The sequence below is a fragment of the Desulfitobacterium elongatum genome (genome assembly GCF_055378975.1).
Genome location: NZ_AP038772.1, coordinates 2941559 through 2955956, shown reverse-complemented (window position 1 = coordinate 2955956; position 14398 = coordinate 2941559). Strand labels below are relative to the sequence as shown.

At 41.6% G+C, this 14398-nt stretch carries 14 protein-coding genes; 12 read left to right on the top strand and 2 right to left on the bottom strand.

The window, feature by feature from the left end:
• Positions 1 to 747: 747 nt before the first annotated feature.
• Both ACZ42W_RS13775 and ACZ42W_RS13770 read right to left on the bottom strand, forming a co-directional pair.
• A complete protein-coding gene (locus tag ACZ42W_RS13775; protein ID WP_464165924.1) occupies positions 748 to 1326 on the bottom strand; it encodes a flavodoxin family protein in 579 nt (192 codons plus the stop codon).
• A gap of 245 nt (positions 1327 to 1571) precedes the next feature.
• Entirely contained in the window at positions 1572 to 1814 is a 243-nt protein-coding gene (locus ACZ42W_RS13770) for a hypothetical protein (protein ID WP_464165923.1), read from the bottom strand.
• Between the two features lie 378 nt (positions 1815 to 2192).
• On the opposite strand from ACZ42W_RS13770, the gene ACZ42W_RS13765 reads away from it, so the two are divergent.
• From ACZ42W_RS13765 to ACZ42W_RS13710, 12 genes are all read left to right on the top strand, one after another.
• On the top strand, positions 2193 to 2951 hold the full coding sequence (locus tag ACZ42W_RS13765) for an NYN domain-containing protein (protein ID WP_464165922.1): 759 nt from the start codon (positions 2193 to 2195) through the stop codon (positions 2949 to 2951).
• Positions 2952 to 3177: 226 nt separating this feature from the next.
• Positions 3178 to 3624, top strand: a complete 447-nt coding sequence (locus ACZ42W_RS13760) for a MarR family winged helix-turn-helix transcriptional regulator (protein WP_464165921.1) — start codon at positions 3178 to 3180, stop codon at positions 3622 to 3624.
• Between the two features lie 93 nt (positions 3625 to 3717).
• Positions 3718 to 5082 (top strand): MATE family efflux transporter, encoded by a 1365-nt coding sequence (locus ACZ42W_RS13755; protein WP_464165920.1) that lies wholly within the window; start codon positions 3718 to 3720, stop codon positions 5080 to 5082.
• A gap of 202 nt (positions 5083 to 5284) precedes the next feature.
• On the top strand, positions 5285 to 6289 hold the full coding sequence (locus tag ACZ42W_RS13750; protein WP_464165919.1) for a bile acid:sodium symporter family protein: 1005 nt from the start codon (positions 5285 to 5287) through the stop codon (positions 6287 to 6289).
• A 38-nt stretch (positions 6290 to 6327) separates the two neighbouring features.
• Positions 6328 to 6960 (top strand): tRNA (guanosine(46)-N7)-methyltransferase TrmB, encoded by a 633-nt coding sequence (gene trmB / locus ACZ42W_RS13745; protein WP_464165918.1) that lies wholly within the window; start codon positions 6328 to 6330, stop codon positions 6958 to 6960.
• A gap of 188 nt (positions 6961 to 7148) precedes the next feature.
• Positions 7149 to 8186 carry a threonine aldolase family protein gene (locus ACZ42W_RS13740; protein WP_464165917.1) on the top strand — a complete coding sequence of 346 codons (1038 nt, stop codon included), beginning with the start codon at positions 7149 to 7151 and terminating at the stop codon, positions 8184 to 8186.
• Positions 8187 to 8251: 65 nt separating this feature from the next.
• Positions 8252 to 9109 (top strand): pyridoxamine kinase, encoded by an 858-nt coding sequence (locus ACZ42W_RS13735; RefSeq protein WP_464165916.1) that lies wholly within the window; start codon positions 8252 to 8254, stop codon positions 9107 to 9109.
• Positions 9110 to 9309: 200 nt separating this feature from the next.
• Positions 9310 to 11238 (top strand): sigma 54-interacting transcriptional regulator, encoded by a 1929-nt coding sequence (locus ACZ42W_RS13730; RefSeq protein WP_464165915.1) that lies wholly within the window; start codon positions 9310 to 9312, stop codon positions 11236 to 11238.
• Between the two features lie 319 nt (positions 11239 to 11557).
• Positions 11558 to 11836 carry a 2-oxoacid:ferredoxin oxidoreductase subunit alpha gene (locus ACZ42W_RS13725; protein WP_464165914.1) on the top strand — a complete coding sequence of 93 codons (279 nt, stop codon included), beginning with the start codon at positions 11558 to 11560 and terminating at the stop codon, positions 11834 to 11836.
• Between the two features lie 18 nt (positions 11837 to 11854).
• The gene (locus ACZ42W_RS13720; protein WP_464165913.1) at positions 11855 to 13009 is read left to right on the top strand and encodes a transketolase C-terminal domain-containing protein; all 1155 of its coding nucleotides are present in this window, start codon (positions 11855 to 11857) and stop codon (positions 13007 to 13009) included.
• A 12-nt stretch (positions 13010 to 13021) separates the two neighbouring features.
• Positions 13022 to 13882, top strand: coding sequence for a thiamine pyrophosphate-dependent enzyme (locus tag ACZ42W_RS13715; protein WP_464165912.1), 861 nt, complete (start codon positions 13022 to 13024; stop codon positions 13880 to 13882).
• A gap of 5 nt (positions 13883 to 13887) precedes the next feature.
• Positions 13888 to 14310 (top strand): 2-oxoacid:acceptor oxidoreductase family protein, encoded by a 423-nt coding sequence (locus ACZ42W_RS13710; protein ID WP_464165911.1) that lies wholly within the window; start codon positions 13888 to 13890, stop codon positions 14308 to 14310.
• Positions 14311 to 14398: the final 88 nt, after the last annotated feature.

Below are 14398 nucleotides of genomic sequence, written 5' to 3'. Positions count from 1 at the left end.
TCCTTCACTTTAACTATATTTTACTATATTTTAATATCATAAAATCTATTGACAAACTATGCAACAGGATTTATTATCAAAGCATAAAGTGAATAAATCGATGATACATTCCGTGTTCAACTTTCTACAGACGAGGGCTGGTATACAATCCGAGGCAACGTGGGAAAGATAGTGTGAATGTTGCCGATTGGATTTTAAGCCACCCTTGAGGATGGCTTTTGTTGTTTTTATCGTCAAATTTCCCGCAAAGTTCCTCCGAAGTGTTGTCTGTCTCTCCTATCAAAATCCCATGGTTCAATTTCATTGTCTGTCGGTTAGTTCGAGTGGTTCAGGTTAGTCAGTTGTCGGCAAGTATCTTGGTCGGTTAGTATCTTGGTCGGTTAGTATCTTGGTCGGTTAGTATCTTGTTCGGTTTAGTCAGTTTGTCGGTTTTGTCAGTGGATCGGCTTAGTCAGTGAGTTCGGTTGGTCAATCTTAGAAACGTTTCGTTCGATTTCTTTAACACCCTTAGCGTTACCATTTTCAATGGGAACAACAAATATGTAGAAAGGTGTTTAGCTGGGACACAGGTCCTGAACGAATGAAGTAGGTGATTTTTGGTCGATTATCAGTGTTTAGTCAGGAGGAACTTTGCGGGATTATATACATTTTAAAATGACCTCTTCACAGTAGTGAGAGGTCATTTTTGTGCGAATAATGATCCGATTTCAAATTTCAAAGCCAATCAGAGGTCTATTTTAAGAACGATTATTCTGCAGGTGGATATATTTTTTTGATGAGCGTCGCGACATTTTCAGAAAAACGTCGAATGGTTCGAATCCCTTCTTCATCCTCCCAAACTTCGCCAGGTTGCTTACCGAAGACAATATTCCAATAGGTGGACCCTGGTATAATCATGTCATTGATGAGGTAGAACATGAGCATTTCTTGAATTGAAGCTGTATGCCCGCCTCTTCTGGCAACGGCGATCGGGCCACCCACTTTCCAAGACAGAAAACGATCGGTCGAGCCGGATACCATACCGATTCTTTGGAGTGCTGACATCAGATCCCCTCGGGCAGTACCATAGTAGACCGGTGATCCAATGATAAAGCCTTGAGAATTTCTGATTTTCTCGATAATATCATTAAGACCATCGTTTAGCACGCATTTCTTAAGTTCGGCGCATTTTCTACAGGCAATGCAGGATTGGATTCTTTTCCCCGCTAAACTGATTAATTCAGCTTCTACGCCCAGACTTTCAATGACCTTTTGGCATTCCTGTAGAACCTGAGCTGTATTCCCCTCAGCATTGGGGCTTCCCGATAAAAGTATGACTTTATTCACTATCTACACTCTCCTCTCCATACATACTCATTTTACTCTTTCCGCGAATATCCTTCAAACGAAAACAAAAGAGATTGGATGGTAAAACTAGCGTTTACTAGTGAAGAAGGACTCTTGCTATGACCGATATTCCGATCTGATGATACTGAGTGTTATTAACTTTAGGGAACGATGGCTTATAGAGTGAAAAAGGAAGGGTGCTGGAAATCCCTGTAAGGTAGAGACTTCCAGCGCCCTTCCTTTCTCTATTTTACCCCTCCTCCAATAATAGTTGGAATCCTGAGAATCTTCCCAGACTTGGTGTGAAATAGACGAGGGAAGTCTTTATGTATCTCAACCCAAACGTTCTTTAGACCAGCATCCGTTAAAAATTTGAGAAACTGCTCTTCTGTAAAACCATACCATAGATCGCGATTTTCTTCGACGAGCTCAGGATATTTATGCTTGGCAAAGTCGGAGATGATCAACCCTCCACCCTTTTTGAGCATTCTCGCCATTACTTCTACAGCTTTATGAGGATAAGTCAGGTGGTGTAGTACCGTTATACGTCGGGGAAATAGCAGGACGAGTTTTGTTCTATTCCTCAGTTATGAGCCAAGCTCCTTGGTTCTAAGGCTAAGGTAGCTCCAAAGCGAAAATATGACTGACGGCTGTCAGTTAGTTCAACTGAAAAACTAAAAGGCTTTGGAGTGCTCTTTCGATGCATTCCGAAGCCTTTTGAATCGGGGGAAAAAATATCTTGATAGAAATACTCAGTTGTATGATTTCCGAAATTCTATTATACTAGTAAATAATGGGTATACAGATTTGTCTCTTAATCGTTACTTTTATATTTGCAAGAGAATTTGATATTAAGGGGATACCATATGGAAAATGATAAGAAGATTGCCGTCTTAATTGACGCAGATAACGTATCGGATAAATATATAAAATATATACTTGATGAAGTCTCTAACCATGGAATCCCCACGTACAAGAGAATATACGGAGATTGGACGAAACCTCAACTAGCCTCTTGGAAAACTGTATTACTTAATTATTCGATTACACCTATTCAGCAATACAGCTATACCACAGGTAAGAATGCTACAGATGCGGCATTAATCATTGACGCAATGGATATACTCTATTCGCATAATGTAGATGCTTTCTGCATCGTTTCAAGTGATAGTGATTTTACGAGACTGGCTGCTCGCCTTAGAGAGGCTGGAATGTATGTTATCGGCATGGGTGAAAAGAAAACGCCTATGCCCTTCATAGCTGCCTGTGAAAAGTTTAAATACCTTGAAGTCTTAGCCTCAATCACCACAAATTCTCATGAGGTGAATGCCCTTCCTAGACTTGAAAAGCATGAGACTTCAAAAGATGGCATGGCAACAACTGATGAACTCATAAATTCGATTAGAATTATCATAACGGAGAGCTCTGACGAAGATGGATGGGCATTTTTAGGTGAAGTCGGGAAAAGGTTAAATAAGCGTTTCCCCGATTTTGATACGAGAAACTACGGTCATACTAAGCTCACCCCACTGATATCGTCCTTAAAGCAATTTGAAATTCAGCCACGAAAAACGAGTAACCCCAATATTATTCATTACTTTATTAAGAACAAAGTCAAGAAATGATGTCCAGTTATCAAAAGGATAGATCTCATGAACCACTCTTGTATAAGGGTGGTTTTTTATGGTGCTTTTTCCAAGCGGCAATTTTCTGAATCGAGTTTCTTTGAATTCTTGTATTGATTAGACGCGTCTCACACACTATAATATAAGTATTCTTACTGTTAGAATTCTAACGATTGAGTTGTAATCAATGGGAGGAAGAAAATACTTAGCAATTCGAGGTGATAACATGAATTTAGATAAAGCCAAAGAGATCCAAGATTTATTATTTGCCTTCATGGGATTATTCCATGAGAAATTCTTCCGCCGTTTTCGGCATGAGATTAACTGTGAGTCCCACTTGAAAAAAAACGATACGAAAATCTTAAGTATTTTGTACAAACATGCCCCGATGACCTTGACCGAGATCGGCAAAAGGCTGGATATCGAAAAAGGGAGCCTGACCACCCTTATCGACTCTCTAGAGGAGAAAGATCTTGTCATCCGGTCTAATGATCCCGCAGATCGAAGAAAGACTCTTATATCCCTGAGCACAAAGGGGAGGGAAGAGATGGAACGGGTCATGGATTTTTTTGCAAAAAGAATAGATGAATCTTTATTGAAGGCCGATCCTGCTGAAATCAAAGAATTTCAGAACAACCTAAAAAAAGTAGTTGAGTTTCTGAAGAAAGCGTAGCATTGATAGAAAGTAAAAGTATAGAAAATAGAAGTAAAGAGAAATTATAGAGCAGAGAGCAGAGAGAAAGAGAAAAGAGAAAGAAGTGTTTATATGATAAAAAACTTTGACCTTCGTGATGGGAATATAGGGAAGCTTCTCTGGGAATTTTCCTTACCCGCAATTATCGGCATGTTAGTGAATGCCTTTTACTATATCATATCCCGGATATTTGTAGGGCGAGGTGTTGGTTCCGTAGGCATAGCTGCGACTACTGTAGCCCTCCCGATAATGACTCTTTTGGCGGCTGTTGCCATGTTGATTGGCGTTGGAGCGACCGCCTTGATATCGATCCGCCTTGGGGAGCAAAAAAAAGATGAGGTTGATAAAATAGCAGGTAATGCTACCTTTTTGTTAATATTATTGCCTTTGCTACTTTCAGGAATTTACTTCCTCTTCTCAGACCCTATCTTAAGACTGTTCGGTGCAAGCCATGAAGTTCTACCCTATGCCCGAGATTATATCCATATCATCATGATGGGAGCGGTCCCTGGAGCGATCTCTTTTGGGGTGAATAACTTCATCCGGGCCGAAGGGAATCCTCGGGTTGCAATGATGACACAAATCATTGGCGCAGTAATCAATATTATCTTGAACTATGTTTTCATTTTTAACCTCGGATTAGGTATCAAGGGCTCAGCCTTGGCCACGATTACTGGGCAGACTGTTTCGGCGATTTGGGTGCTCGGTTATTTCTATACAGGTCGAAGCAAGATTAAAATTCGACTGAAAAACTTTATGCCCCAAATTCCAATCGCCTTAAAGATTATGACCATTGGATTCGCACCTTTTGCGATGCAAATTGCCAATACTATTCAGCAAATCATTTTAAATAAAACCTTAATGGCATATGGTGGAGATTTAGCACTTTCAACTGCGGGGATTATCATGAGTGTCGCAATGTTCCTCTTAATGCCAGTTGTCGGGATCAGTCAGGGGGCTCAGCCTCTGATCGGCTTTAATTACGGTGCAAAGCTTTACGATCGAGTGAGTGAAACGATAAAAAAAGGGATTATAGCCGGTGTGGCCATAGCCAGCGTGGGTTACATCCTCTTACTACTCTTTGCTACTCCTATCGTGGAACTTTTTAGCAAGGGAGATATCGCCCTGACGCAATTAACGGTTCACGCTCTGCTCACGTTCCTTGCTCTTCTCCCAATTATTGGATTTCAAATCGTCGGCGCCAATTACTTCCAAGCAGTTGGCAAACCTGTTCAATCAACGATCCTTAGCCTATCAAGACAGGTACTCATATTCATTCCGCTTCTAATCATATTACCTAATTTCTGGGGGATCGAAGGAGTGTGGAGAACAGCACCGATCGCTGATACATTGTCCGTGATGATGACAGCCACCTTCCTCTTCTTTGAAGCTAAAAAGATAAAAAGCAAGCCAGCTCCTGCCGTTCAGACCCACTAGAGGAAAGCACGTTAGAAAGTTCAAAGCCTTATCTAACGTGCTTTTGCTTTGTCTTAAGGCTTTTGTAGCTAGGGAAAAGACGTGTTCCTCGTTACTTGTTTTTCGAGAAAGAGATATTTATAGGGTTGAAACCATTGGATTATCGAAGTACACTATGTAAGTTAATTCAATAATACTGATACTAGAGACTATGGAGGAGACAATGCTGAGTTATCTAACAAAATGGAACCGTTGGCTAGGACAGCGGATGTTTTTTGTCACTTTAATCGCTTTAATTATAGGCTTCAGCTTCGACTTACCTAGCTTCCTTTTATCTCAAAATATAACCCTGTTCTGTTTTATCTATTTGACCTTTGTCACCTCTCTAGATATTCATGTCAAGGATTTACTGAGGATTATTAAACACCCGATTGTTCCGCTCGGTATGCTTATTCTGATACATGTCATCATGCCGATCATCGCCGGGGGTATCGGCTTCTTTTTTTATCCCCAGGATTTCTCCATCCGCCTTGGCTTTTTGATCAGCTCGGTCATTCCCATCGGGCTCACCTCGATCGTCTGGACAGGAATAGCAGGGGGCGATGTGGTTCTTGCCTTAGTCGTTGTGATGCTTGACACGCTACTCGCTCCGCTCATTCTTCCTGGTTTCTTCGCCCTCGTGTTAGGGCAGAGTGTTGCCGTGAACTACTCTAAAATGATCTTGGATTTGATTTTAATGGTCGCTTTGCCGAGTATAGCAGGAATGGCACTCAATGATATCACAAAAGGCAAAGTGGATTACTTCTCTCAGTCTCTCGGAGGGCTGACGGCTAAAATCGGGGTATTTTTCATTATCTTAATCAATGCTGCCATTATCGCACCCCAAATTGTGTGGGAGATGTCTATCTTCAAACTTTTGCTGGTGATCCTTTTGCTGATGCTATGTGGCTACCTCGTTGGGTATCTGGCCTCCTTTGCTTTGCGCAATCGAACTCGACCCATCGTGCTAACCATGATTTTCAATGTAGGCATGCGTAACATCAATTTTGGCTTTGTTCTGGCCATGACATATTTCCCGATTGCTGTTGCGATTCCTGTCATCTTAGCTTCAGTATTCAATCAACCTATTGCTTCAATCTTTGCCTCGCTTTCCCTACGTAACGCCCCTTGCGACTCAAATTCATCCCAGAGTATCCAAAACGAAATGGAAATCCCCCCAAAACACTGATTTGTCCCTCAATCCGCGAATCAAAGGAGAACGTTCAAATGCGACTTAGAAAAAAGTGGTGGGCAAAGCCCGAGCTAGAAAAAGATCACAAGGTTATTTTCACCCCATCAGAATACAAAGGAAGATGGCAAGAGCTCTTTGGGAATAATCAATCGATTCATCTCGAGTTGGGATGTGGGCGAGGACGTTTCATCACCGAACTTGCAAGGGAAAATCCAGAGATTAACTACCTAGCGTTGGATGTCCATCATGAACTTTTGGTTAAGGTCTTAAGGAAAGCCAACGAAAACAACCTCCATAATGTAAGGATTATCCCCATGAATATCGAGAATATCGACGAGGTCTTTGCTCTTAATGAAATTGAGAAAATTTACATTAACTTTTGTAATCCTTGGCCCAGCAATAGACATCATAGAAGAAGACTAACCCATCCCAATTTTTTAAGAAGGTATCAATCCTTTTTGAAAAAGGGATCGGAAGTCTGGTTTAAAACAGACGATGACATACTCTTTACAGACAGTCTTGCGTATTTCCAGGCTACTGGGTTCACAGAATTATATCGGACCTGTGATTTAGGCCAGAGCGACTTCCAAGGAAATATCCAGACAGAATATGAAGAGAAATTCAGCAGCCAAGGCATCAGGATAAAGTTTGCACAGTTTAGAAATTAGGAAGCAGGGGAACCGTCCACGTGCTTTACAGGTTCAAGAATTAATGCGTAATTCACCATAAGGAGAACTAGCTAGAATAGGGTATCCATCAAGAATACGATTTGAATCCATGACGAGACACTATATAATGAAGAAAAGGCTAGGATTATATGAAATAAAAGAAACAAGACAAAGATGGAGGCTAACACATGTACAGCTTTAAGACCGATTACACTGAAGGGGCCCATCCAAGAATATTAAATGCGCTGCTTGAATCTAACCTTGTCCAGGACGAAGGGTATGGGGAGGATCGCTTTTCACGACAAGCGATTGAATTATTAAAAGAAAGAATTGGACGAAGCGATATAGACATCCACCTTATTTCGGGTGGCACACAAACGAATCTCATTGCTATTTCTGCCTTCTTACGACCTCACGAAGCCGCGATTGCAGCAAACACTGGTCATATCTTCGTACATGAGACTGGAGCGATTGAGGCTACAGGGCATAAGGTCATATCCATAGAAGGTTGCGAGGGGAAACTGAATCCTTCGCATATAAAAGCTGTACTCGAGGCTCATACTGACGAGCATATGGTAAAGCCTAAGCTCGTATATATCTCGAACTCGACAGAAATAGGTTCAATCTATCGAAAAGGTGAACTGGAACAGCTCAGTAAGTTCTGCAAGGAAAACAACCTTATTTTGTACATGGATGGGGCTAGACTGGGCTCGGCACTGTGCTCTGAGGAGAATGACCTAGAGCTTTCTGATTTGACAACTCTTGTGGATGCTTTCTATATTGGTGGGACCAAGAATGGAGCACTCCTCGGGGAAGCTCTCGTCCTTTGCCGAGATTCACTTAAGGAGGATTTCCGATTTCATATGAAGCAAAAAGGAGCGCTCCTCGCCAAAGGAAGACTCCTAGGGGTACAGTTCCTCGAGCTTTTTAGGGATGACCTGTATTTTGATCTGGCACGGAATGCCAATAAGATGGCTGGTATGCTGAGCGAGGAAATAAGCAAAGCAGGCTTTGAGTTTCTGACCCACTCACCCTCTAATCAGATATTCCCGATACTCCCCAATTCATTAGTAAATGAACTTCAAGAAAATTATTCCTTTCATATCTGGGAAAAGGTTGATTCCGATTACTCTGCAATTCGCCTAGTCACCTCTTGGGCAACTCAAAAGGAAGCAGTAGAAGCTTTTATCAAAGATATGAAAAGTGCCCTTAAAAAGTTGGGATAGAGGGCAACGTAGATAGTTTGAAGACAAAAATTAGAAAATTTCATAAGGCTAGGAGAATTAGTACTATGAGCAAACAAAAAAGAGTAGCTGCAATTCACGATATTTCTTGTGTAGGGAGATGCTCACTTACCGTAGCATTACCCATTATTTCAGCAGCAGGCTTTGATACAAGTGTATTACCAACCGCGGTTTTGTCCACGCATACGGGTGGCTTCGAGGGCTTTACGTATCGAGATCTAACAGAGGACATAAAACCTATTTCCGATCATTGGCAATCCTTAGATCTAAAATTTGATGCCTTATACAGTGGCTTTTTGGGTTCATTTGAACAGATTGATTTAGTGGCCGATCTATTTAATACGTTTAGAAGAACGGACACCCTCGTCATGGTTGACCCTGTTATGGCGGACAATGGTGTTTTATACTCCATCTATTCGCCAGAAATGGCCAAGGGAATGGCGAAATTATGTGCCCTGGCAGATATTGTCGTACCCAACTTGACGGAAGCAGCGTTCATCTTGGAGGAAGACTATGTTGGCGATACTTATTCACCTGAGTATGTTGAAGCTACGCTAAGGAAACTATCCTCACTGGGAGCGAAGAAGGTTGTACTGACCGGTGTTTCGTTTGAAAAAGACAAGCTAGGAGCGGCAGCCTATGATAGCTACACAGATAAGGTGAGTTACGCCTTCAATGATCGGATTGAGGGTTACTTCCATGGCACAGGCGATGTATTCGGTAGTACACTGCTATCAGCGCTTTTAAATGATTTCCCCCTTGAAGAAGCCATCCAAATCGCTGTGGATTACACACACAAGTGTATCGCGTTGACCGTAGAAGCAGAGCAAGAAAGAAGATATGGCGTATGCTTCGAAAGAGCGATACCTTATCTCATTAAAAGATTGGGATTAATAGATAAATAGGAATAGTTCAAGTATGAAAAAGAGCACCTGGATTGGTGCTCTTTTTTGAGCCTGTCAAAATAATAAATGGTAATAATTCAGAAGACTTAATATGTTTAATGAATTATACTTGTTTAGTAAGGGTTTAAATAAGATAATGAAGAAAAAGGTAATGAAGAAATAGATAATAGTGAAATGAATAATTCCAGGAGGACGTTAACATGCCGGAAATTCTATTTTTGGCGCCTTATCCTGATATCGCCCAAGTAGCCCAAAAAGTCTGTAAGGGTAGTAAGGATATTACTATCGAGATTGCTAGAATGGACGATGCTGTCGAACGTGCTAGAAAAGCTGAGCGAAGTGGATATCATGTTATTATTAGTAGAGGGGTCACACTCTGGAAGATTCGAAATTCCAAAGTCGACCTGCCATTAGTTGAGATGTCCATTGGGGGGTACGATATCGTTAGTGCTTATTTTGAAGCAAGAAGATTAGGAAAGAAAATTGGAATTGTCGACGTGGAGGAAGTTATCTCCAATCTCGACTCTTTTGCTGAAATGGTTGAGGATGAAATAATACGTTACACTTGCAGTGATGGTCTGGAAGACATTAGCAAAGGGATTCAGTATTTACGTGAGCGGGGAGTCGAAGTAATCATAGGTAAAGTAGCCATGGCTAACGAAGCTCTCAGGCAAGGGTTGAAATCAGTGGTTGTCTCTTCAGGGCTTGACTCTGTACGAAGGGCTGTCGACGAAGCAAGAAGAGTTAACCTGGTTCGCAAACAGGAAATGAAAAAAGCCGAACAATTTAAGGCAATCCTGGAATTTTCATATGATGGAATTATTGCTCTCGATAAGGAAGGGAAAATTACTGTCTTTAATAAGGCCTCAGAAAAGATTTCTGGATGGAAGGCAGAGGAGGCAATTGGTAAGTATATTACCAGTATTATTCCTAAAGCACATTGTCATAACTTACTAGAATCGGGACAGCCAGAAATAGCGGAATTCTTAGATATTGGAGATACTAAAGTTATAGCAAATCGTGTGCCGATTATCGTAGACAATAAAGTGGAGGGTGTTGTAACCACCTTTCAACAAGTAGAAAGGCTGCAAAAGCTAGAGGGAAAGGTGAGAAGAAAACTTGCCGAGAGAGGACTAGTTGCAAAGTATAACTTTAAGGATATTATCGGCAATAGCTTGCCTTTAAGAGACGCGATCGATATTGCTAAGGAGTACTCGGGAGTTGACTCCACTGTTTTGATACATGGACTAACTGGCTCCGGAAAAGAAATGTTCGCTCATTCGATTCATAATTTGAGCAAAAGGAAGAGTGAACCTTTTGTTGCGGTGAATTGTGCAGCTCTACCTGAGAGTCTATTAGAAAGCGAATTATTCGGTTATGTAGAAGGGGCCTTTACTGGAGCGCGTAAAGCAGGAAAAGCGGGTATGTTTGAAATGGCCCATAGAGGAACACTTTTCTTAGATGAAGTAGGAGAAATGTCTCCGATGCTTCAAGCTCGATTACTTAGAGTCATCGAGCAGGGTGAGGTTATGCGCTTAGGGGATAGTAGCATCATTCCTGTGGATGTCCGTCTAATCGCAGCTACACATAGAAATCTGAAAAAAATGGTTGAGAAATCAGAATTTCGAGAGGATCTTTTTTTTAGGCTCAATGTTCTTTCCATAAAAGTCCCATCTTTGAGGGCGCGGGGAAACGATATTATCATGATTGCCTATAGGTTCTTGAACGAATTCTGTTCGAAGAGAGGGAAAGCACCTGGGACATTTTCTTCGGAGGCCGAGAGGATACTCATAAACTATAACTGGCCAGGTAATATTCGTGAGCTTCGTAATGCTATGGAGAGGCTTGCTATGAGGTCGTGGAAGGAAGAAATAAAATCAGAGGATATTGCAAACGTCCTTATGCTTGATGAAGAGATTCCTTTCCAGGAAGATAGCCCAACATCTACGGAAATTATTCGTAATAGAAATCAGGATGGTCCTGAAGAAGGAATTAATGATCATTGGATGAGTGCGGTTGAAAAAAAAGTAATAAAGCAAGTGTTGGAAGAGACCGGAGGGAATAAGACTGAGGCCGCACGTCGTCTTGGGATCAGCAGAACTACACTCTGGAGGAAACTTCAGTCTTAAAGTAGTAGTTGTCACACAATGAATCGAAATGTTTCAAAAATAAACGTTATGTGTTGCAATCAAGAAACACTTAACGTTTATTTTTGTTTTTAGTGAACGTAAAAATTATCTTCTGATTTCTTTAAATCATATCTTGCTTCTAAATTTTATAATATACAAAAACGTAGGGATATGGCATGGTTAAGGCGTTTTGACCCAAAATAATTAATTCAGTATACGGAAAAATGACAATATCAACACTATTTTGACGGTTTATGGCATGCTTCTTGCTTATATTTACCTATGTAGTTTGATCATCGCAAGGAGGTGTACAAGAATTATGGCATTAAAGAACTTACCCATCGTTCCCTCAGGTGATCCTGGGGCACTAGCTGAAGCATCAAATGCAGTAGTACAAAGAATCCATCGTCCAGAAATTACAGATCCGACTAAGGTGAACTCCGTTGTTCTTCTTTACTGTCCGGATGGAGCACTTTCCCTCGACGAAAATGGAATTAAAATTAGCTATAAGCTATGTAAAGGCTGCGGAATTTGTGCTAAAGAGAGTGAAGGCATTGTAATGGTTCCTGAATATACAGGTCCCAAAGGAATTTTTTAGGCAAAGGAGGTTAGATTTATGAACAAAGTACTCATCACAGGAAGTGAAGCAGCCGCCCTAGGAGCTAAGCTTGCCAAGATTGAAGTACTGGGGTATTACCCCATTACCCCGGCTTTTCCGGCCATGGAAAGGTTAAGTAAATACATCGAAGATGACGAGCTAAATTGCAAATTCGTCAGGGTCGAATCAGATCATAGTGCTCTTGCCACCGTATTAGGTGCTTCCTTAGCGGGTGCTCGTAGTTATACAGTTACCAATTCTCAAGGGTTATTACTTATGACAGAAGTTGTCTATCATGCTGCGGGACTGCGTCAGCCGATTGTTATGGGAGTTGCGAACAGAGCTTTGTCGGCACCCCATAGTCGTTTCCCTGAGCATGGTGATGCTGTTTCTCAAGGAGCAAGTGGATGGATTCAACTTTTTAGTGAGAACAACCAAGATGTATTAGACAATACGGTTCAAGCCTTTAGAATCGCTGAGGAACTTAGAACTCCAGTTATGGTTAACTACGAGGGTTACATCCAGTCCCATACCCTAGAGGAAGTCTATGTACCTGACCAGGAAAAAGTAACTGCGTTTCTCCCTCTGAATCGGCAACCGGCTCTCGATGTAACCAATCCAAGAGGGGTAAATACGGTGACCAGTCCTGAATTCTATACCGATTATAAATATATTCAAAACGAGGCAATGATTGAGGCTTTGAACGTTATCCCTCGTGTTGCAGCAGAATATAACAAAGAGTTTGACGCGGAGTCCTGCGGCTTAGTTGAAGGCTATCGCTTAGAGGATGCTGAGCATGTGATTGTAGCTATGGGGTCAATCGTTAGCACAGCGAGGATTTTAGTGGATGAGCTTAGAAAAGAAGGCAAAAAGATTGGTCTCTTAAAAGTCAAGACCTGGAGACCCTTCCCGGCTAAAGCCATTCTTGATCTTATCCAGAATGCTCGTTATGTCACAGTCTTAGACAAAAATATTGTTTTTGGTGTTGGTGGCGCTTTGGCAACAGACATCAAGGCTGCATCCTATGGCCAAGAAAAGCAAAACCAAGTCATTAATGGGGTTGTCTTAGGACTCGGAGGCCGTGAATGTGGTGTTCAAGCAATTAAAGAGGCCGTTAATCATACTGAAAACAATGATTTAGATAAGAATAGATCCGAATGGATCGGATTGTAAAGGAGGGAAGAAATGATGATAGACTTCAAAGAACTGCCGAAAGAGGAATTGTTTGGACAAGGCAATGTCGGATGTAAAGGCTGTGGAGCTGCAATCGCTGGAAGACAGGCGATGAAGGTTCTTGGTGAAAGAACAATCATCACCATTCCTGCTTCCTGTATGGCAACCCTTGGCGGAAACAACACCAAGACCACCTGGAGAGTGCCATTTTACCACACACTATTTGAATGTGCACCGGCTATTTCATCTGGAATTAGGGCAGCGCTCGATATTCAAGGAATTAAGGATGTCAACGTTGTATCCTGGGGTGGGGATGCTGGAAGCGCAGATATCGGATTCCAGTCTCTCACGGGAGCTGCTGAACGTCAGGAGCATATGATTCATGTGCTTTATGACAATGAGATGTATATGAATACCGGTGGGCAGACAGGGAGCCAGACTCCATTGTATGCTATTACAACGAATGGAGCGTTAGGGAAAAAGGTTCATAAAAAGAACATGCTCGCAATCATGGAAGCGCACGGGATTGATTATGTAGCAAGTGCTAATATCGCTTATCCCGAAGATTTGATGGTCAAATTCAAAAAGGCAGCAGCTAAAGAAGGATTCTCTTATATTCATATCTTAGCTCCTTGTCATCGTGGTTGGCAGATTAACCCTAGTGAAACAATCGAGATTTCCAGAAAGGCTTCAGAAAGCGGACTTTGGGAACTCTTCGAAGTCGATGAAGGAAAGAGAACCCGCACTTATGAGCCTAGCTTTACTCCAGTTGCAGATTATTTAAAGTCTCAAGGACGATTTAAGAATCTGACAGCAGAGCAAATCGACGAATATCAGAAATCTGTCAATGCTTATTACGGGAGAGGGGAGTGAGCTTTATGGTAGAAGTAAAATTTCTCGGACGTTTTGGTCAACCCGTAGGGAAAGTAACTAGGACTATAGGTAAGCAGCTCATGACCGAAGGAAAGCATGTTCAGGTATTTGATGGATTTGGTGCTTTTCGTCCCGGAAACCCCATGAACTCTACATTAAGAGTCTCTGAGGGAGTAATCATTGAGCGTTCCGAAAATAATACAACCCCAGATGTTGTCGTCGTACTGGATAATAGTCTTTTCGGAATTTCTGATGTAACCAAAGGAATAAAACCAGGCGGTGTCGTTATGGCACTAGGGGTAGAGGCAGAGGTCCTTGGCGCTAAGGCCCAGAATATAAAGTTCATACAATTAGGTTCTGACTTTAAAGGTGGAGTTGACTGTGAGAAAGAACTCCTCCAAGCTCTGAAGGACAATAGTATCCTATAAGGTTCTCCCATAGTATTTGAGAAGGGCTTCCTATAGTTCTTATTATTAAAATTTTAATAAGAACTATAGGGTTTATTCGCGGTTCAGA